Source organism: Streptomyces sp. NPDC031670, from assembly GCF_055580545.1.
In genome coordinates this window covers 216,274-235,049 of record NZ_JBVILC010000006.1, presented here as the reverse complement: position 1 = coordinate 235,049, position 18,776 = coordinate 216,274, and the positions used below count along the sequence as shown (strand labels likewise).

General features: G+C 72.7%; 20 protein-coding genes, 1 tRNA gene and 1 pseudogene. 9 read left to right on the top strand and 13 right to left on the bottom strand.

What is annotated here, in order from left to right:
* Positions 1 to 63 precede the first annotated feature (63 nt).
* Both ACZ5ID_RS14390 and ACZ5ID_RS14385 read right to left on the bottom strand, forming a co-directional pair.
* Positions 64 to 1,068, bottom strand: a complete 1,005-nt coding sequence (locus ACZ5ID_RS14390; RefSeq protein ID WP_468897276.1) for an acyl-CoA dehydrogenase family protein — start codon at positions 1,066 to 1,068, stop codon at positions 64 to 66.
* Positions 1,065 to 2,213 (bottom strand): acyl-CoA dehydrogenase family protein, encoded by a 1,149-nt coding sequence (locus ACZ5ID_RS14385; protein WP_468897274.1) that lies wholly within the window; start codon positions 2,211 to 2,213, stop codon positions 1,065 to 1,067. The genes ACZ5ID_RS14390 and ACZ5ID_RS14385 overlap by 4 nt, the downstream gene beginning before the upstream one ends.
* 65 nt (positions 2,214 to 2,278) lie before the next feature.
* On the opposite strand from ACZ5ID_RS14385, the gene ACZ5ID_RS14380 reads away from it, so the two are divergent.
* The 5 genes from ACZ5ID_RS14380 to ACZ5ID_RS14360 all read left to right on the top strand — a co-directional run bounded on the left by ACZ5ID_RS14380 (position 2,279) and on the right by ACZ5ID_RS14360 (position 6,957).
* A complete protein-coding gene (locus ACZ5ID_RS14380; protein ID WP_468897272.1) occupies positions 2,279 to 3,067 on the top strand; it encodes an SDR family oxidoreductase in 789 nt (262 codons plus the stop codon).
* 22 nt (positions 3,068 to 3,089) lie between these two features.
* Positions 3,090 to 3,701 carry a TetR/AcrR family transcriptional regulator gene (locus ACZ5ID_RS14375; RefSeq protein ID WP_468897270.1) on the top strand — a complete coding sequence of 204 codons (612 nt, stop codon included), beginning with the start codon at positions 3,090 to 3,092 and terminating at the stop codon, positions 3,699 to 3,701.
* 29 nt (positions 3,702 to 3,730) lie between these two features.
* Positions 3,731 to 4,888, top strand: a complete 1,158-nt coding sequence (locus tag ACZ5ID_RS14370) for an acetyl-CoA C-acetyltransferase (protein WP_468897268.1) — start codon at positions 3,731 to 3,733, stop codon at positions 4,886 to 4,888.
* Between the two features lie 201 nt (positions 4,889 to 5,089).
* Positions 5,090 to 5,293, top strand: coding sequence for a cold-shock protein (locus ACZ5ID_RS14365; protein WP_053727847.1), 204 nt, complete (start codon positions 5,090 to 5,092; stop codon positions 5,291 to 5,293).
* Positions 5,294 to 5,388: 95 nt separating this feature from the next.
* Positions 5,389 to 6,957, top strand: a complete 1,569-nt coding sequence (locus tag ACZ5ID_RS14360; RefSeq protein WP_468897266.1) for a DEAD/DEAH box helicase — start codon at positions 5,389 to 5,391, stop codon at positions 6,955 to 6,957.
* Positions 6,958 to 7,593: 636 nt separating this feature from the next.
* Here ACZ5ID_RS14360 and ACZ5ID_RS14355 read toward each other — a convergent pair.
* Together ACZ5ID_RS14355 and ACZ5ID_RS14350 are read right to left on the bottom strand one after the other, a co-directional pair.
* Positions 7,594 to 8,100: a glycine-rich domain-containing protein gene (locus ACZ5ID_RS14355; protein ID WP_468897264.1), complete on the bottom strand. Its 507-nt coding sequence runs from the start codon at positions 8,098 to 8,100 to the stop codon at positions 7,594 to 7,596.
* Positions 8,101 to 8,302: 202 nt separating this feature from the next.
* On the bottom strand, positions 8,303 to 8,587 hold the full coding sequence (locus ACZ5ID_RS14350) for a hypothetical protein (protein WP_468897262.1): 285 nt from the start codon (positions 8,585 to 8,587) through the stop codon (positions 8,303 to 8,305).
* A 337-nt stretch (positions 8,588 to 8,924) separates the two neighbouring features.
* Between ACZ5ID_RS14350 and ACZ5ID_RS14345 the strand changes: the two genes are divergently transcribed.
* Positions 8,925 to 10,127, top strand: coding sequence for a helix-turn-helix transcriptional regulator (locus ACZ5ID_RS14345; RefSeq protein ID WP_468897260.1), 1,203 nt, complete (start codon positions 8,925 to 8,927; stop codon positions 10,125 to 10,127).
* Between the two features lie 90 nt (positions 10,128 to 10,217).
* Here the strand turns inward: ACZ5ID_RS14345 and ACZ5ID_RS14340 are convergent, their stop codons facing one another.
* The 7 genes and pseudogenes from ACZ5ID_RS14340 to ACZ5ID_RS14310 all read right to left on the bottom strand — a co-directional run bounded on the left by ACZ5ID_RS14340 (position 10,218) and on the right by ACZ5ID_RS14310 (position 14,792).
* A complete protein-coding gene (locus ACZ5ID_RS14340; protein WP_468897258.1) occupies positions 10,218 to 10,574 on the bottom strand; it encodes an HNH endonuclease in 357 nt (118 codons plus the stop codon).
* 32 nt (positions 10,575 to 10,606) lie between these two features.
* Positions 10,607 to 10,683, bottom strand: a tRNA-Leu gene (locus ACZ5ID_RS14335).
* Between the two features lie 210 nt (positions 10,684 to 10,893).
* A pseudogene (locus ACZ5ID_RS14330) lies at positions 10,894 to 11,270 on the bottom strand (recombinase family protein); the annotation flags it as partial.
* Positions 11,271 to 11,348: 78 nt separating this feature from the next.
* Complete coding sequence (locus ACZ5ID_RS14325) at positions 11,349 to 12,428, bottom strand: NAD(P)H-dependent flavin oxidoreductase (protein ID WP_468897256.1); 1,080 nt, start codon at positions 12,426 to 12,428, stop codon at positions 11,349 to 11,351.
* Positions 12,428 to 13,168, bottom strand: a complete 741-nt coding sequence (locus ACZ5ID_RS14320; RefSeq protein WP_468897498.1) for a CoA-transferase subunit beta — start codon at positions 13,166 to 13,168, stop codon at positions 12,428 to 12,430. Before ACZ5ID_RS14320 ends, ACZ5ID_RS14325 begins: the two co-directional genes overlap by 1 nt.
* A gap of 14 nt (positions 13,169 to 13,182) precedes the next feature.
* Positions 13,183 to 14,031 carry a CoA transferase subunit A gene (locus ACZ5ID_RS14315; protein ID WP_468897254.1) on the bottom strand — a complete coding sequence of 283 codons (849 nt, stop codon included), beginning with the start codon at positions 14,029 to 14,031 and terminating at the stop codon, positions 13,183 to 13,185.
* Complete coding sequence (locus tag ACZ5ID_RS14310; protein WP_468897253.1) at positions 14,028 to 14,792, bottom strand: enoyl-CoA hydratase family protein; 765 nt, start codon at positions 14,790 to 14,792, stop codon at positions 14,028 to 14,030. Before ACZ5ID_RS14310 ends, ACZ5ID_RS14315 begins: the two co-directional genes overlap by 4 nt.
* A gap of 55 nt (positions 14,793 to 14,847) precedes the next feature.
* Between ACZ5ID_RS14310 and ACZ5ID_RS14305 the strand changes: the two genes are divergently transcribed.
* Both ACZ5ID_RS14305 and ACZ5ID_RS14300 read left to right on the top strand, forming a co-directional pair.
* A complete protein-coding gene (locus tag ACZ5ID_RS14305) occupies positions 14,848 to 15,660 on the top strand; it encodes an SDR family oxidoreductase (RefSeq protein WP_468897496.1) in 813 nt (270 codons plus the stop codon).
* Entirely contained in the window at positions 15,657 to 16,538 is an 882-nt protein-coding gene (locus ACZ5ID_RS14300; RefSeq protein WP_468897251.1) for an SDR family oxidoreductase, read from the top strand. Before ACZ5ID_RS14305 ends, ACZ5ID_RS14300 begins: the two co-directional genes overlap by 4 nt.
* Before the next feature lie 39 nt (positions 16,539 to 16,577).
* Here the strand turns inward: ACZ5ID_RS14300 and ACZ5ID_RS14295 are convergent, their stop codons facing one another.
* Entirely contained in the window at positions 16,578 to 17,060 is a 483-nt protein-coding gene (locus ACZ5ID_RS14295; protein WP_468897250.1) for a MarR family winged helix-turn-helix transcriptional regulator, read from the bottom strand.
* Between the two features lie 178 nt (positions 17,061 to 17,238).
* On the opposite strand from ACZ5ID_RS14295, the gene ACZ5ID_RS14290 reads away from it, so the two are divergent.
* On the top strand, positions 17,239 to 17,637 hold the full coding sequence (locus ACZ5ID_RS14290; protein WP_468897248.1) for a guanyl-specific ribonuclease: 399 nt from the start codon (positions 17,239 to 17,241) through the stop codon (positions 17,635 to 17,637).
* A gap of 64 nt (positions 17,638 to 17,701) precedes the next feature.
* Here the strand turns inward: ACZ5ID_RS14290 and ACZ5ID_RS14285 are convergent, their stop codons facing one another.
* Entirely contained in the window at positions 17,702 to 18,631 is a 930-nt protein-coding gene (locus ACZ5ID_RS14285) for a hypothetical protein (RefSeq protein WP_468897247.1), read from the bottom strand.
* Positions 18,632 to 18,776: the final 145 nt, after the last annotated feature.

The window sequence follows — 18,776 nt, the reverse complement described above, 5'->3', positions numbered from 1 at the left end:
TGCCCCTGGAGGCGCCCCTCCGGGGCGCCAGGGCCCCCACCGGCCCGCGGGCGAACGGGACCGCTAGGAGTAAGCCCCCAGTACCTCCGCCCGGCACTGCGCCGGGGTGCCCCACGCGTCCCGCAGCGGCCGGGCCTTGCGCAGCCAGAGGGAGAGGTCCAGCTCCTCGGTGTAGCCCACCGCGCCGTGGAGCTGGAGCGCGGCGCGGGCCGCCGTGTACGCGGCCTCGCCCGCCGCCGTCTTCGCCGCCGCGAGGTCGCCGGGGGCGAGGGTGAGCGCCGCCCCGTAGACCAGCGGCCGGGCGAACTCCACCGCCAGCAGCGTGTCCGCCAGCCGGTGCTTGACCGCCTGGAAGGACCCGACCGGCACCCCGAACTGGTTGCGCGCGCGGACGTACGCAACGGTCCGCCGCAGCAGTTCCTCGGCCACCCCGACCGCCTGCGCGGCCGACGCGAGCCGCGCCCAGCCGACGGCGCACCCGACGGCCTCCTCCAGGAGGGGGCCGGCGCACAGGAGCTCCCCGCCGGGGCCGGGGCGGGCGAGCCGGCGGGCGGGGTCCAGGGAGGTGTGGAGGGGGCCGTGGCCGGGGGCGAGCCGGAGCTCGGCCGCCGGGCCGGGGCCCGCCGCCGTCACCACCAGCACCGCGTCCGCCCCGTCCGGGTCCAGCACCCACCCGCCGCCCTCCGGCACGGCCAGCGTCACCACGGCCCCGCCCGTCAGCACACCCGGCAGCAGGCGCTCGGCCGGACCCGGCTCGCCCCCGTCCGCCAGCCGGCCGAGCAGGGCCGTCGCCGCCGCCGTCTCCACCAGCGGGCCCGGCACCGCGTGGCGGCCCAGCTCCCGGTAGGCCATGGCCAGCTCCAGCGGCAGACGGCCCGCGCCCTCGTACGCCTCCGGCGCGGCCAGCGCGAACACCCCAGCCCCGGCCAGCCGCCGCCACAGCGCCCGGCCGGGGCCGTGGTCCCCGGCCGCCCAGGACCGGACGGTCTTCGGGGTGTCAAAAGCGGTCAGGAGCGCGTCCAGGGAGCGGGTGAAGTCGCGCTGCTCGGCGGTTGGCACAAACCTCATCGGGGGCGGCCCTTCGGGAGGCCGAGCAGGCGCTCGGCGACGATGTCGCGCTGGATCTCGTTGGTTCCGGCGTACACGGGCCCGGCCAGCGCGAAGACGTACCCCTCGGCCCAGCCGCCCGGGGCGTCCGCCAACTCGCCCTCCGCGCCCAGCAGTTCCAGCGCGCTCTCGTGCAGCGCGATGTCGTACTCGGACCAGAACAGCTTGTTCAGGCTCGACTCCGCGCCCATCGCCTCGCCCGCCGCGAAACGCGACGCGCCCGCGTAGGTGAACAGCTGGTACGCCCGCGCCCCGATCACCGCGTCCGCGACCCGGTCGCGCGTTCCCCGGTCCTCGCCCCGCTCGCGCCACAGCCGCACCAGCCGGTCGGCGGCGGCCAGGAAGCGGCCGGGGGAGCGCAGGGTGAGCCCGCGCTCGTTGCCGGTCGTGGACATCGCGATGCGCCAGCCCTGTCCCGGCTCCCCGATCACGTCCTCGTCGGGGACGAACACCTCGTCGAGGAAGAGCTCCGCGAACGCCGGCTTGCCGTCGAGCCTTCCGATCGGGCGGACGGTCACCCCCGGGGCCCGCAGGTCGAACATCAGATACGTCAGGCCGCGGTGCGGCGGGGACGCCGCCGGGTCCGTACGGAAGAGGCCGAAGGCGCGGTCGGCGAACGCGGCCCGCGAGGACCAGGTCTTCTGTCCCGACAGCAGCCAGCCCCCGCCGGTGCGCACGGCCCGCGACCGCAGCGCGGCGAGGTCCGAGCCCGCCTCCGGCTCCGACCAGGCCTGCGCCCAGACCACCGCCCCGCTCGCCATGTCCGGCAGCACCCGGGCGCGCTGCTCCTCGCTGCCGTGGTCGAAGAGGGTCGGCGCGAGCAGGCTGATGCCGTTCTGGGAGACGCGGCCGGGCGCGCCCGCCGCCCAGTACTCCTCCTCGAAGGCCAGCCACCGGAAGATGTCGGCGCCCCGGCCCCCGAACCGCTCGGGCCAGGAGACCGCCGACCACCGGTCCGCGTACAGCTCGGCCTCCCACCGGCGGTGCGCGGCGAAGCCCTCGGCCGTCTCCAGGGACGGCAGCGGCGCGGCCGGCACATGCGCCGCGAGCCATTCGCGCGCCCCGGCGCGGAAGGCGTCCTCCCCGGCCGTGCGGTCCAAGTCCATTGCGGGGCCCGCCCCTTCGCCACCGACCGTTCCCTAACAAGTGTTTGGTAGGTTAGCCTGCGGGCGTGACCGACAACAAGGTTCCGTATGTGCCCGGACACGGCCTGCTCGACGGCCGCACCGCCGTCGTCACCGCCGCCGCCGGGGCCGGGATCGGCGGCGCGACCGCCCGCCGCTTCCTGGAGGAGGGCGCGCGGGTGCTGCTCAGCGACGCGCACACGCGCAGGCTGGGGGAGACGGAGCGGGCCCTCGCCGCCGAGTTCGGCGCCGCGGCGGTGGCCGCGCTGCCCTGCGACGTCACCGACGAGGCCCAGGTGCGCGCGCTCTTCACCGAGGCCGTACGGCTCCACGGCCGCCTCGACGTCGTCGTCAACAACGCGGGCCTCGGCGGCACGGCCGAGCTCGCCGACATGAGCGACGAGCAGTGGGACCGCGTCCTCGACGTCACCCTGACGGGCACCTTCCGCTGCACCAGGGCGGCCCTGCGCGCCTACCGGGCCGCCGGCCGAGGCGGTGTCGTCGTCAACAACGCGTCCGTGGCCGGCTGGCGCGCCCAGGCGGGCCAGGCCCACTACGCCGCCGCCAAGGCGGGCGTCATGGCGCTCACCCGCTGCGCCGCGATCGAGGCGGCGGCGTACGGGGTGCGGGTCAACGCCGTCTCCCCCTCCCTCGCCCGCCACCCCCACCTCGCCAAGGTCACCTCCGCCGCGCTCCTCGACGAGCTCGCCGCGCGCGAGGCCTTCGGGCGCCCCGCCGAGCCCTGGGAGGTGGCCAACGTCATCGTCTTCCTCGCCAGCGACTACTCCTCGTACATGACCGGGGAAGTCGTCGCCGTCAGCAGTCGGCACGCCTGACCGGCGGGACCACAATGGACCCGTGCCGAACAACAAGAAGCAGCAGGTGACCGCCGTGCCCGAGCGGCGCGCGGAACTCCTCGCCACCGCGGCCGAGGTGTTCGCCGCCCAGGGCTACAACGCCACCACCGTCCGCAGGATCGCCGACGAGGCGGGCCTGCTCGCGGGCAGTCTCTACTACCACTTCGATTCCAAGGAATCGATGCTCGACGAGATCCTCTCCACCTTCCTGACCGAGCTGTGGGAGGGGTACGACGCCGTGCTCGCGGCCGGACTCGGGCCGCGCGAGACCATCGAGGCCCTGGTCACCGAGTCCTTCCGGGAGATCGACCGGCACCGGGCCGCCGTCGCGATCTACCAGAAGGAGTCCAGGCACCTCACCGAGCTGCCCCGCTTCGCCTATCTCACCGAATCGCAGCGCCGCTTCGAGCAGGCGTGGCTGGGGACGCTGGAGCGGGGCGTCGAGGCCCGGGCGTTCCGCGCGGACCTGGACGTCCGGCTCACCTACCGGTTCGTCCGCGACACGGTGTGGGTGGCCGCGTCCTGGTACCGGCCGGGCGGACAGCACAGCCCCGAGGAGATCGCCCGCCAGTACCTGTCGATGGTGCTGGACGGGATCGCCGTACGAGAGTGATCCGCCGACGCTTCAGAGGAGTTGGGGACATGGCCGAGGCATACGTGGTCGAAGCGGTGCGCACGCCGGTGGGCCGGCGCGGGGGCGGGCTCGCCGGGGTCCATCCGGCGGACCTGGGGGCGCATGTGCTCACCGCCCTCGTGGAGCGCTGCGGGATCGATCCGGCCGCCGTCGACGACGTCGTCTTCGGCTGTCTGGACGCGGTCGGGCCGCAGGCGGGGGACATCGCGCGCACCGCGTGGCTGGCGGCCGGGCTGCCGCAGGAGGTGCCGGGCGTCACCGTCGACCGCCAGTGCGGCTCCTCCCAGCAGGCCGTGCACTTCGCCGCGCAGGCCGTGCTCTCCGGCACCCAGGACCTGGTGGTCGCGGGCGGCACCCAGAACATGTCGATGATCCCGATCGCCTTCGCCTCCCGGCAGGCGGCCGAGCCGCTGGGGCTGACCGAGGGCCCGTTCGCCGGCTCGGCCGGCTGGCGGGCGCGGTACGGGGACCGACCGGTCAACCAGTTCCACGGCGCCGAGCTGATCGCCCGCGAGTGGGGGATCAGCCGCGAGGACCAGGAGGAGTTCGCGCTGCGCTCGCACCGGCGCGCGGTCCGCGCCCTCGACGAGGGCCGTTTCGCCCGCGAGAGCGTGCCCTACGGACAGGTGCGCGCCGACGAGGGGCCGCGCCGCGACACGAGCGCCGCGAAGATGGCCGCGCTCGAACCGGTCGTCGAGGGCGGCACGATCACCGCCGCCTGCTCCTCCCAGGTCTCCGACGGCGCCGCCGCGATGCTCCTCGCGAGCGAACGGGCCGTGCGCGAGCACGGGCTCACCCCGCGCGCCCGGATCCACCACCTCTCGGTGCGCGGCGAGGACCCCATCCGGATGCTCTCGGCCCCGATCCCGGCGACGGCGTACGCGCTGCGCAGGACGGGTCTGACGATCGACGCGATCGACCTGGTCGAGATCAACGAGGCCTTCGCGCCGGTGGTGCTGGCCTGGCTGAAGGAGACCGGCGCGGACCCGGCGCGGGTCAACGTCAACGGAGGCGCCATCGCGCTCGGCCACCCTTTGGGGGCCACCGGCGTACGGCTGATGACGACGCTCCTGCACGAGCTGGAGCGCACGGGCGGTCGCTACGGCCTCCAGACGATGTGCGAGGGCGGCGGCCAGGCCAACGTGACGGTGATCGAGCGGCTGTGACCGGCGCGGACGGCGGCGCCCGCGGAGTGGCGCGGCGCACACGGCCGCCCCTTCCCACGAGCCGGTGACGTGGTAGAGTTTTCCCCGTTGCAGTTTTGGTACCCATAGACTTTATGTGCGCCTGACGGGAATGTTCCTCAGGCGCATTATTGTTTTACCGGCTTTCTCCGGATGGGGCCCCTACCTATTCAGGAGAATGACATGGCTACTGGCACCGTGAAGTGGTTCAACTCGGAAAAGGGCTTCGGCTTCATCGAGCAGGACGGCGGCGGCCCGGACGTCTTCGCCCACTACTCGAACATCGCCTCCTCCGGCTTCCGTGAGCTCCTGGAGGGCCAGAAGGTCTCCTTCGAGGTCACCCAGGGCCAGAAGGGCCTGCAGGCGGAGAACATCCTCCCCGCCTGATCTTCGGCGAATCCCGAGCCGGGACCCGCACCGCGCAGGTGCGGGTCCCGGCTTGCGTGCTGTCCGTCCCCCGGGCCCAGGAAGGCAAATCCCGTATGACGCGTACGACCCCCCGCAAGCGCTCCAGCTCCAGCTCCGCCAGGCCCGCCGCGAATGCCGCGCGAGGCCGTACCGCACAGCCGCAGGGTGAATTCACGCTGCCGGAGTCGGTCACGCCCCCGCTGCCCGCGGTGGCCGCTTTCGCCGACCTCGACATGCCGGCGGCGCTCCTCAAGACGCTGGCCGCCCAGGGGGTGAGCGAGCCCTTCCCGATCCAGGCCGCGACGCTGCCGAACTCCCTCGCGGGGCGCGACATCCTCGGCCGGGGCCGTACCGGCTCGGGCAAGACCCTCGCCTTCGGCCTCGCCCTCCTCGCCCGTACGGCCGGCCGCCGCGCCGAGCCGAAGGCGCCGCTCGCGATGGTGCTCGTACCGACCCGCGAGCTGGCCCAGCAGGTCACCGACGCGCTCACGCCGTACGCCACTGCCGTCAACCTGCGGCTGACCACGGTCGTGGGCGGTCTCTCGCTCACCAAGCAGGCGAACGCGCTGCGGCGCGGCGCCGAGGTGCTCGTGGCGACGCCGGGCCGCCTCAAGGACCTCATAGAGCGCGGCGACTGCGTGCTCGACCAGGTGCGCGTCACCGTGCTCGACGAGGCCGACCAGATGGCCGACATGGGCTTCATGCCGCAGGTCACGGCGCTGCTGAAGCAGGTCGAGCCGGGCGGTCAGCGGATGCTGTTCTCCGCGACCCTGGACAAGAACATCGACCGGCTGGTCCGGATGTTCCTCACCGACGCGGTCGTCCACTCCGTCGACCCGTCGGCGGGCGCGGTCACGACGATGGAGCACCACGTGCTCTACATCCAGGACGAGACCGACAAGAAGGCCGTCACCGCGCGGATCGCCGCGCGCGACGGCCGGGTGATCATGTTCCTGGACACCAAGCGTTCGGTGGACCGGCTGGTCAAGCGGCTGCTCGCGAGCGGTGTGCGGGCGGCGGGCCTGCACGGCGGCCGTTCCCAGCCGCAGCGCAACCGCACGCTGGACCAGTTCAAGAACGGCCAGGTCACCGCGCTCGTCGCGACGAACGTGGCCGCGCGCGGCATTCACGTCGACGACCTCGACCTCGTCGTCAACGTCGACCCGCCGACGGACCACAAGGACTACCTCCACCGGGGCGGGCGCACGGCCCGCGCGGGTGAGTCGGGCAGCGTCGTCACGCTGGTCCTGCCGGAGCAGAAGCGCGAGATGTCCCGTCTGATGACGTTCGCGGGGATCCGCCCGCGGACGGCGGCGGTGAAGTCGAGCGACGAGGAGCTGGTACGGGTGACGGGGGCGCGTGAGCCGTCCGGCGTCCCGGTCGTGGTCGAGGTCCCGGCGCCGGCGCAGCCGGCCGCCCGTCCGCGGGCCCGGGGTGCGCGCTCGGGCGCCCGTACGTCGTCGGGCCGCGGGGCGCAGTCCCAGGGAGCCTCGCGCACCGGGCAGTCCCAGGGAGCCTCCCGCGCGGGACAGCCCCAGAGTGCCCGCGCCGGTCAGTCCCAGGGGGCCCGTGCGGGGCAGGGCGGTGGCGGTGCTCGCCGTGGCCGCCCGCAGCAGGGCGGCCGACGCGGCGCGTCCGCGTAGCGGGATTTCCCCCACCCCGCCGACGGGCCTGCGGCCCGTGTGACCCGCTCTTTCGTCCGCGGATCGTGCTGGGTTGCTCGCGCAGTTCCCCGCGCCCCTGAATACCTAGGGGCGCGGGGAACTGCGCGAGTAGCCACCCACCGGTCCGCAGACGAGCATCCCGCCCCGGGAGGGCTCCGTCCGTCCTTGCCACCCTTGATGTCCGAGCCCTTGGCGACCAACCCGGGCTCAATGGTCCACAGTGCCCGTATCAAAGCCTCGCGCTGTGCGGCATCCGGCGAGGGCACCGACGGCGAAAGCCCGCTCACCTTCGCCGAGGGGCAGATGAGCGGGCCACGCTACTGGCTCAGACTTCCGACGAGTTGCAAGAAGCACACCCGACGTTGAAGGGCTTGCCTGTCTCAGGGTCGACTGTGAGGGTCGCTCCGAGACCGTGCGGACAGAATCGACGGGGGCGCCTTCCGGGGCGCTTTTCGACCCGAAGACGCTGCCAGCTTGCCAGCAGCTTGCTGTACCGAGGGTCATCCCACCTGCGGGGCACTCCGCCTTGTTCGCTCACTGCGGTTCCTTCCTGACGGACCGTAGTCAACTGTAGAGCGGAAGCCGCAAGTTGAGGGCGCGCCTGCCGCTGGTCACTCAGACGGCTTGCGGTGCCGCACAGCTGGACCCGCCATCGGTGCACTCGCTGTGCATGCAATCGGCGGACACCAGTACCTCCCTCTGCGTTTCCTTGGCCCACAGGTACAGGTCCGGCACGTACCCCGCGCGTTCGATGGCGCTCAGCGTCCGGATCACCGTTGCTTCGTCGTGTTCCTTTGTCGCCGGGGTCTCCGGTACGTGGTGGACGAACTTCCCGAGATCGTCCGTCAGGCGTTGATAGGTGCGCGTGTCCTGGATCAGAGCGTGCCATCCCTCGTCGACGATCCGTGAGGGCCGAAGGGCGAGTCCGGGCGTCTTGTTGCCTGCCGCTGCTGCCACGAACTTGAGGGCTTCATCAACGATTCGCCCTGCCAGCGATTCGCTGATGTCAGCGTTGGCGCGCTGCACCAGGCGCACGGCGCCTTCGAAGCTCTCATCTGCGATCAGTTGCCGGGCACTCGGCTTGAGGTCGCCGGCCTGCGCCAACTCGCTGAGAACGGACATCGGGTTGCCTTCCCTTCGATGGGTTGGTTGGACCGTTCCGGTCCCGCAGCGGAGCCTGCGTACGGGACCGGAGCGGTGCTTGGGCGGGTGGTGGGCCGCTTCCGGCGTCTCCGCTTCACGGGACGTGCGTCTGAGCGGGGACTTGCCCCGCACCCCCGGCCGGGACGGACCACTCGTTGTGACTCACTGGGGGCCGGGGAACTTATGGGGCCGCGCGTTCGTGCTGCGGCTCCTGGGGAGAGGGCGGCGGGATCTCCTGTTTCCCCTCGTTCAGCTCCAAGCGGCGCACAAGTGCCACGTCTTCAAAGGTCCGGGCGAACGTGGGGTGTCCGGACAGGCCGGTGTGCGTCATCATCGCCAGATCGGCGGCCTTGAGGTCTGACGTAGCGGCCAGCGTCCACAGGCAGGCACTGTCAAGACAGCGAGCCGAGACGGTGATCTCTCCGTGCGGGTGCGTGCCGATGGAGTGCTTTACCGGCCGGATCACGGTTCGGGGGGTTCTCACAGCCCCGACCTCACAGGGCGCGACCACACGCGCGCCTGCCAGACTTCGCCGTCAGTCGGCGGGCGGAGCCTGCTCGGCGGGGCGGCCCACTCGGCACCCCCGCCCGGCGGCACGAGGTACACGCTGCCTTCGAACAGGCGACGTACCTCCCCGATCCGCCTGTCTGCCGTGTCTACTGCATAACCACCCATCGTGGGCGCCCAGTTGTCGACCATCGCTTTTCTCCATCCCCTCGAACGTCGGAAGCCTTGATCGTGCTGCCGCGAGGGAATGCCGACTAGCGGCCCCGTGTAGGCCAACTGTCGGCCAGACTGGGCACATGTCGGGGAACATGGGGGCCAACATCCGACGCGAGCGGGAACAGCGCGGATGGAGCCAGGCGCGCCTGGCGCGGGAGGTCTGCCGAGTCGCCGGGGTTCAGGGCGAACCGGTCGGCCGCCAAGAGGTCAGCCGATGGGAAACGGGGAAGCGCACGCCCCGAGAGTGGTTGCCGTCTATCGCTGACGCTCTCGGCGTGCCCGTGGATGCGCTCACAGTGCCGCAGCCGCCCGCTGAACCCCCGTTGCCGACGCTCGCTGACTATGTGCCTGCCGATGATCCGCTAGCACCCCTCAGCGCCCGCACGGGGCGACGCATCGGCATGGAGCAGGTAGGCGACTTGCAACAGCGCGTGCACGGCCTACGGCTGGCCGATGACGTTCTAGCCGGTGGCGACCTGATCCGTCCCGCGCTCCGCGAACTCCGATCGGCCGTGAAGCTTTACCGGGAAGGCAGCCACAGCGGAAGGGTCGGCCGCGAACTCCTGCGTCAGATCGGCGAGTTGGGGCAGATCGCCGGCTGGATTGCGAGCGACGCCGGGCAGTACAGCGAGGCGGAACAGATCTACCGACTAGGACTCAGCGCCGCCAGGCAGGCAGAGGATCACACCCTGGCCGGGAACCTCGCCGGGTCGCTGGCATACCAACTGAGCAATACCGGCAGGGAAGTTGAGGGGATTCAACTCGCCCGCGCCGCTCTCGCCGTGGCCGGAACAGACACACCGGCCAAGGCTCGCGCACTGTACCTCGACCGGGCGGCATGGGCGCACACCAAGGCCGGTGAAGTCCAGCCTGCCATTCGGGCACTGGGAGAGGCCGGCGAGGCGCTGAGCCAGGACAGCGAAGGAAGCGAGGCGCCGGCCTACCTGTATTGGGTTGACTCCGGCGAACTACAGGTCATGGAGGCCCGTGTCTACACGGAGCTACGCCGGCCACTCCGCGCCGTTCCGCTGCTCCGGGACGTACTCAGCCGGTACGACGCGACCCACACGCGGGAGCTCGCCCTGTACCTGTCGTGGCTCGCCGTCGCCCTCTGCGATGCCAACGAACCCGAGGAGGCGGTAACCGTCGCCGAACGCGTGATCTCACTTTCCGCCGACGTGGCCAGCGAACGAACAGCAGAGCGTGTGCGAATCGTGCTCGCTCGCCTGGAAGAGTTCCACGACATTCCAGATGTCCGAGCACTGCTCGACGGCGCCGCATAAAGGCACGAAGCCCCCGCACTCGCCGTCCCTTTCTGCGAGGGATGACGAGCGCGGGGGCTAATTGGTGTGATCAGCCCACGAGGACGTTGGTCAGCCGTGCGGCGGCTTTGCCGCCGAAGAGGGCGAGGCTGCAGTAGAAGTCAATGCGGGTGCGGCGGCGCACAGAACTTGTACGTTCCCGTCCGTGTCGGCCCCTCCCAGCGCGAGGGGCCGCACGTGATCAATCTCCACTGCATCCGCGGGGAAGTCGTTCAGACACCAGTCACACCAGCCAGACCCGCGCTCGTCCACCCGTCGGCGAAGCCTCGCCGCAGTGTCAAATCGGGCCGCTCGTCGGCGTCCCCGTGCCCGCCGAGAGCGGACGTTAGTACGCCCCTCAAAAGTGTTGTGATGAGCCTTGCAATGTCCGCGGTGGGTAGCGGGCTCGGTGCAGTCGATACAGCGCATGTGCGCCCCCTGGCGCTCGTTGATGTGTGGAGTGCCCGCCCCCGGACTCGAACCGGGAACAGCGCGGGTCTAGGCCGCGTGCCTCTTGCCAGTTCGGCTGGGGGGGGGCTGGTGTCATCCTCGCCGGCGAGGCGCGGCAACATGGGGACTGCACGCGCTTACGACCCCTTTCGGCTCGCCCTGGCGGGCGGGTTACTCGTGGGCGGTGCAGTTCTCGCATGCGTTGCCTCACGACTCCGGCAGGCCATCCCGGTAACGCGGGGTGCGTCGTGCACGGGCAGCGCTGGTGAGAGTCGGGCACTCGGACCGCCGGGTGTCCCCCTTGGGGTGGCACGATCATCTTGCGGTGCTCGCGTGCCCACTTCGCAAGCTCGTGCATGTCCTGCATGGACCGGACAGCCCGGTCGAAACGCCAGAAGACAAGGGCGTCGAAGTCGTCGGGGCGCTTCAGCCACTCGCCGAGCTGCGGACGCTCGAAGGGGCCGACCTGGACGCGCTTACGTCCAGGTCGACCGCTTCGCGCAGCTTCTCGCCCGAGCCGAAGTCGATACCGAGGGCTACCGCCGCCTGGTCGTCGGCTTCCCGCTGCCGCTCGGGGCTAGTGGTCTCGTCTGTGCGCACCGACAGGCGTACGCACCGCACCCCACGCAGGGTCTCGGTAGCGTGGACTACTGCCGTAGGGGTGCTGGTCTCCATGCCCTCTGTGGAGACCAGCGAGTTCCTCACGCCCCTGACCAGCGTGGATGCTGCCATGACCCGAGCACTCCAGAACACTCAGTCCTGAGCATCGGGAAGGGGCGGGGTAGGGGAAAACCCCTGGAGCCGCGACAGCGTCCCCTCCGCCTCCCCCATCACCCTCCCCACCACCTCCCCCACACTCGGCAGATCCCCGATCACCCCCGCCACCTGCCCGGACGCCATCACCCCCGCCTCCACCCGCCCCTGAACCATCGCCGCCCGCAACAGCATCGGCGTATTCGCGGCGAGCAGGACCTGACTCCATGTCAAGTCCTTGCCGTGGCGCAGGGACCGCCCGTCCCGGACGAGGCGCGGCCACGACAGGCCGGACAGGGAGCGGAAGGCGGCGGCGTGCCGCACCGCCCGCGCCAGCGCCCGTACCCGCCCGGCACGTTCCAGCGAAGCCACCAGCTCCGTGCGCAGCACGCGGTGCGGCAGCCCGTCCACCGCCCGCGTCACCGTCACGTCCCCGACCCCCGCCGCCAGATACCGCGCCTTCACCGCGTCCGGCACCGGGGAGTCCGAGGTGAGCAGGAACCGCGTGCCCATCGCGACCCCGGCCGCCCCGTACGCCAGCGCCGCCACCAGACCGCGCCCGTCGTGGAAGCCCCCGGCCGCCACCACCGGGATGTCCACCGCGTCCACGACCTGCGGCAGCAGGACCGTCGTCGCCACCTCCCCGGTGTGCCCGCCGCCCTCCCCGCCCTGCACGATCACCGCGTCCGCGCCCCACGCCGCCACCTTCTCGGCGTGCCGCCGCGCCCCGACGGACGGCACCACCACCACGCCCGCGTCCTTGAGCTCCGCGATCAGCTCCCGCGAGGGGGCGAGCGCGAAGGACGCCACCCGCACCCCCTCCTCCACGATGATCCGCACCCGCTCGCGGGCGTCCCCCGCGTCCGCCCGCAGATTCACCCCGAACGGCGCGTCGGTGCGCGACTTGACCTTCCGTACCGCCGCCCGCAGCACCTCGGGCGTCATCGTCGCCGAGGCGAGGATGCCCAGCGCCCCGGCCTCGGCCGTGGCCGTCACCAGCCGGGGGCCGGCCACCCACCCCATCCCCGTCTGCACGATCGGGTGCCGCACCCCCACCAGCCGGGTCAGCGCCGTCTCCATCAGCCGCGCACCTCTTCCTCGCGCCGGCCCTGCGGGTCGAGCACCTCCCGGATGAGGCGCAGCTCCCCGGCGGTGGGGCCGCGGGTGTACGGGACGTCGTCCGGCGCCGCCAGCGGGAAGCCCGTCGCCTCGCGCACCTGCCCGACCGTCACCCCGGGGTGCAGCGAGGCGAGCCGCATCCCGCGGTCCGGGGTGGCGAAGTCGAGGACGGCGAGGTCGCTGACGACGCGGGGGATGCGGTGGTAACGCGCCCCGACGGCCGCCGCCCGGTCGTAGCCGACACCGCACACCATGTCGACGGCGGGGACGAACACCCGGGGGGAGTGGCGCGGTATCCAGTAACTCACCGGGTTGTTGAGCGTGTTGACGGGCGCGCCGCGCACCCCGAGCAGCTGGCGCGCGGGCCGCGCCCAGTCGCCGATGCAGGAGATGTTCTGGTTGCCGAACCGGTCGAGCTGGCTCGCGCCCATCATCACGTGCCGACGGCCCCCGGTGACCATGGTCAGATGGCGGCGGTACGGCAGCCAGCCCTCCGCCGCCCCGTCCGCCCCGATCAGCGTCGCCTCGCCGTCGGTCAGCAGCAGGTCCGGGGCGAAGGTCAGCCGGGCGAGCCGGGCGCCCAGCGAGGGGATCAGCCCCATCGGGCTCGCCAGCACCTCCCCGTCGCCGCGCCACGCCTCGGCGCAGGCCACCACGCAGTACTCGGCGCGGCTCGCCGCCGGCGCCCCGTTCACCGCCACCGCGTCCTCCTCCCTCACCGGACCTCCTCGTGCCAGGCCCGTACGGCCGACTGGTAGTGCTTCTCGTCCGGCCCCGACAGGAACCGCGCCGCGAAGTCCTTCCACGGCGTCGTCGCGTACAGCTTCTGGAAGGGCTCGTCGCGCTCGTAGTCCGGTACGCACGAGGTGAAGTGGGCCCCGTTCGGCGCCTCGACGACGCCCGTGACCGTGTGCCGCCCGACGAGCAGGGTCTGCGGGACGGCGTCCGCGAAGCCGCCGGGCTCCACCAGCCGCTCGCAGGAGACGTAGGCGCTGTCGGCGGCCTCGCAGAACAGGTCGTCGAAGTACGGGTCGGGGCCCAGGTACTGGCCGTTGCCGAGCCGGTCGGCGCGGTTGAGGTGGACCAGCGCCGCGTCCATGCGCAGCGCGGGCACGGCCACGAACGTCTCCCCGTCCCCGTACGGCGACGTCACCGTCCGCAGCCCCGGGTTGACCCGCATCACGTCGGAGCCCAGCCCGGCCCGTACCGGCAGGAAGGGCAGCCGGTTGGCCGCCGCGTGCAGGCCCCACATGAACATCGCCTCGTCGAGCTCCGTCAGGGCGAGGGTCCCCGCCTCGCGCGCCGCGCGGAAGTGCGGCTCCAGCGGGATGGAGTCGAGGGTGGCGAAGGGGGCGACCAGCTCACGGATCCTGCCCGAGGCGGCGAGCAGGCCGACGTCCGGGCCGCCGTAGGAGACGACCCGCAGATCGGTCACCGGCGACCTCAGCAGCGCCCGCACCAGCGCCATGGGCTTGCGGCGCGAGCCCCAGCCGCCGATGCCGAGGGTCATACCGCTGCGCAGCCGCGCGACGACGTCCTCGGGCGTCATGGTCTTGTCCGTCATGCCCGCTCGCCTTCCTTCCCCGGCTCCTCGCCGAAGGTGTCGCGGATGCGGGCGGCCACCCCGCTGAGGCCGGCCTCGAAGGTGAAGCCCTGCTCGAAGCGGTAGCTGCGGCGGACGTCGACGGGGTCGATGCCGTTGATGGCGGCCTTGGCCAGCCGGATGAGGGTGGCGTCCTTGCGGGCGATCTCCCGGGCCAGTTCCAGCGCCGCGTCCAGGAGTTCGGCCGGGCGCACCACCTTCCACACCGACCCGTGGGCCAGCAGCTCGCGGGCGGTGGCCGTGCGCGAGGTGTAGTAGAGCGCGCGCATCAGGTGCTGGGGGACGAGCCGGGCCAGATGGGTGGCGGCGCCGAGCGCGCCCCGGTCCAGTTCGGGCAGCCCGAAGACCGCGTCCTCGGCGGCGATCACCACGTCGGCGTTGCCGACCAGGCCGATCCCGCCGCCCAGGCAGTGTCCCCGCACCGCCGCGACCACCGGCACCTCGCACTCGTACACCGCGGCGAAGGCCTCGTAGCAGCCGCGGTTGGCGCCGATGAGCGCGCTGTGCCCGCTGTCGCGCCGCAACTCCTTGATGTCGACCCCGGCGTTGAAGCCGCGCCCCTCGGCGGCCAGGACGACACAGCGCACGCCCTGGTCGCGCCCGGCCGCGCGCACGGCGTCGGCCAGCTCGTACCAGCCGCGCACGGGAAGTGCGTTGACGGGCGGGAAGTCGACCGTGACGAGGGAAATCCCCTTCTCGGGGGCGGTGGTGGAGACACCCATGGGCGGATCAGCTACCTTTCCACCAAACATTTGTTAGGTGAGGAAGGTAGCGCGGATGGAGCTGGCCGGGAAGGCGGCGGTCGTCACGGGCGGCACCCGGGGCGTGGGCGCGGGCATCGCACGGGCGTTCCTCGCGGCGGGCGCCGAGGTGGTGGTCTGCGCCCGCAGACCGCCGGACGAGCCGGTCCGGGCGGCGGGCCGCGAGGCCGGGTTCCGCCCGCTCGACCTGCGTGAACCGGCAGCCGTACGGGAGTTCTTCGACGCGGTCGCGAGGGCGTACGGGCGCCTCGACGTGCTCGTCAACAACGCGGGCGGCACGCCCTACCGCCTCCTGGGCGAGTCCTCGGCCGAGCGCCACGCGCGCGTGGTCGAGCTCAACCTCACCGCTCCGCTCACCGCCTCGCTCGCCGCGTACCCGCATCTGCGCGCGTCCGGCGGCTCGGTGGTGATGATCGGCAGCGTCAGCGGGAGCCGCGCCTCGCCCGGCACCGCCGCGTACGGCGCGGCCAAGGCGGGCCTGGAGAGCCTGGCCCGCTCGATGGCGGTGGAGTGGGCGCCCGGGGTGCGGGTCAACACGCTCGTGCTCGGCATGGTCCGCACCGAGCTAGCGCATCTGCACTACGGGGACGAGCGGGGGGTCGCGGCCGTGGCGGCCACCGTGCCGCTCGGGCGGCTCGGCGAGCCGGACGAGGTGGGCGAGGCCGCCGTCTTCCTGGCCTCCGCCCGGGCCGCGTACATCACCGGCGCGTCCCTGCTCGTCCACGGCGGCGGCGAGCGCCCGGCGTTCCTGGACGCGGCCACGGTCAACAGGCCGGCGGGGTCGGCAGAGTCGGCAGGGTCGGCAGGGACGAAAAGGGAGTCGGGATGACGCAGACGAGTGCGGGACGGGTCGTCGTGGTGACGGGGGCGGGGCGCGGGCTGGGCCGCGCGCACGCCCTGGCGTTCGCGGCCGAGGGGGCGAGCGTGGTCGTCAACGACCTCGGCGTCGGCCTCGACGGCGCCCCGGCCCCCGGCAGTCCGGCCGACCGGGTCGCCGCCGAGATCCGCGCGGCGGGCGGCGAGGCGGTCGCGCACGGCGGGGACATCGCGACGGCGAAGGGCGCGGCCTCCCTCGTCGAGGCCGCCCTCGACCACTTCGGGCGCCTGGACACGCTGGTGAGCAACGCGGGCTTCCTGCGCGACCGGATGCTGGTCAACCTCGACGAGGCCGACTGGGACGCGGTCGTGCGGGTCCATCTCAAGGGCCACTTCCTGCCGCTGCGGGAGGCGGCGGCGCACTGGCGCGCCGAGTCGAAGGCGGGCCGCCGCCCGGTGGCCCGGGTCGTCCACACCACCTCGGGCGCGGGGCTGCTGGGCAGCGTGGGCCAGGGGAACTACGCGGCGGCCAAGGCGGGGATCGTGGGTCTGACCCTGGTGGCGGCGGCGGAGCTCGCGCGCTACGGCGTCCAGGTCAACGCGATCGCCCCGGCGGCGCGCACCCGGATGACCGAGCGGGTCTTCACCGGTCTGGCCGCCGCGCCCGAGGACGTGTCACCACTGGTGGTGTGGCTGGGCTCGGCCGCGAGCGAAGGGGTGACGGGCCGCGTCTTCGAGGCGGAGGGGGGCCGCATCACGGTGATGGAGGGCTGGCGGCCGGGCCCGACGGCGGACAGGGGAGGCCGCTGGACCCCGGCGGAGGCGGGAGAGGCGGCACGACGGCTGCTGCGGGAAGCCGAGGCGCCGGGAGCGGTGTACGGGGCGGAGTGAGGGGGACGGTACGCGGCGGAGCGCGGGGCGGGGAGGGGGTCACGGCCCGAGTCTCGCCGCCGCCTCGCGCTGGAGGGTGCTGTTGCCGGCCAGGAAGCGGACCACGGTGATCAGCTCCTCGGTCGTGAACTCCGCACAGAACTCCGCCACTTCACGGGACCAGTCCACGAAGAACCGCTTCAGGCCGTGGATGTTCTCCCAGCGGATCTCGATGAGCACCCGCCGCCTGTCGGTGGGGTGCTTGGCGCGCCGGACGAAGCCCTTGGCCTCCAGGCGGTCGACGAGGCCGGTGACGGAGGCGGGGGCGAGGCCGGTGTGCTGGGAGAGCTCCTTGGCGGTGAGCGGCCCGTACCGCTCCAGCAGATCGAGCGTTTTCGTCTCGGAGGCTCCCAGGCCTTGCCTTTCGGCTATCGCGGTGTGGAACATCACCGTGACGCCGCTGTGTTCGCGTGCCACGTGGAGAAGGTCTTCGACCGCCTTGGCGCGGTCGGCGGCGAGGCTGTGGTCCATGGTGTGGTCCATGGCGGGGAGGGTAGCAAGGCCGTTAGTTCGCCAAAACGAAAGAATGGCCAAATTCTGCCCATGAGGGCAAAGGGCGGCGGAAGCCCCCGTTACGGCCCGGTGCCGCGGGTTAACTCGTGGAAAATTCAAGGGGATTGGTGTTGACCCGCCCCGCTCTACGCGCGTCATCATGGCCGCCATGAGAATCCCCCCACGCGTCACCACACTCGGCGCGGCCCTCACGGTCGCCGCGACCCTGCTCCTCGGCCCGACCGCGGTCCAGGCCGCCGCGTCCACCGCGTCGGTGCAGAGCACCGGAAGCATCTGCTCCTCGGACCTGCCCGCGCAGGCGCACGACACGCTGCGGCTCATCGACTCGGGCGGCCCGTTCCCGTACTCGCAGGACGGTGTCGTCTTCACCAACCGCGAGCACGTGCTGCCGTCGCAGTCGAGCGGCTATTACCACGAGTACACGGTCAAGACCCCGAACTCCCCGACCCGCGGCGCCCGCCGCATCGTCACGGGCCGCCAGGCGGACGAGGACTACTACACCTCGGACCACTACGCGACCTTCGACCTGGTCGACTTCGGCTGCTGACGCCCGTACCGCGGCCGGAAGGCGGGGCCGCGACACATGGCCCCGCCCTGTGAGCGGCGCGGGGCTATGTGTCGCAGCTCAGCACCGTCCGGCACACCCCGCACCGCACCCGCACCCGCCCCCGCACCCCCACTCGGTTGCGCTGCCCGCACGTCGGGCACGAGAAGCACACCCGCAGCTCCCCGCCCGCCCCCTCGAAGGAGTACGGCGCCCCCGCGGCGGACCCCCGCACCCCGCCCCGCTCCAGCGCCACCCGCCGGTCCTTGGCGTACCGGCGCCGCCCGGCCCATCCGGCCGCCATCAGCGGCGGCTGCTCCCCGTCGCGGCGGGCGCGGGCGAGGCCGGCCCGGTAGGCCGGGTACGCCTGCGGGCTGGTGAACCACGGCGAGGGGTCCTCGCCGAACACGGCCGCCCGCTTGGCCAGGACGTATCCGAACTCCTCCGGTGTCAGATATCCGAGTTTCTGGCTGGACACCCCGTCCTCGCGGAACGCGTCGAGCAGCAGCCACCCCGCGCCCAGATACGTCGTCACGGTGTCCGTGAGGATCTCGTTGTCCCGTGTCCCGGGGAACCCCAGCCCGAGCCGGTGCAGCAGCACATGGGTGATCTCGTGGGCGAGCGCCGCCCCGATGTCCCGCCGGTGGGCGCGGAAGCGGTCGTTGAGCTCGATGAAGTACTCCGGCCCCGCGGCCAGTTCGACCGAGGCCGCGTGCCGCATCCCGCGGAACCCGACGATCATCCGCGCGTCCGGCAGGCGCAGATGGCGGACCAGCGCCCGGGCGACGCGCTGGGCGCCCAGATGGAGGTCGTCGTGGTCGGCGAAGGCGACGTCGGCGGGCAGGACGCTCGTCGCGTACCCCTGGACCCCGTCGTACGACAGCCGCCGGTAGAGCGCGGTGATCGCCGCCCGTACGGTCTCGATGTGCGGGAACCCGTGGACGACCGGACCCGGCGCCGGTGCGTCCCCGGGTCCGCCCGCGCTCTCGTGGGCCACGCTGCCACCCCCGCAGGACGGTGAACGAGCCTCCACTGTACGGGTGTTGGGGAGCGCGGGGGCCTTCGCGCGCATGGCCGGAAAGCCCTCCTTGTCGCCTCCCCGGGCGGCTCTCATAATCCACAGCACGCGCATTGACGCGCCC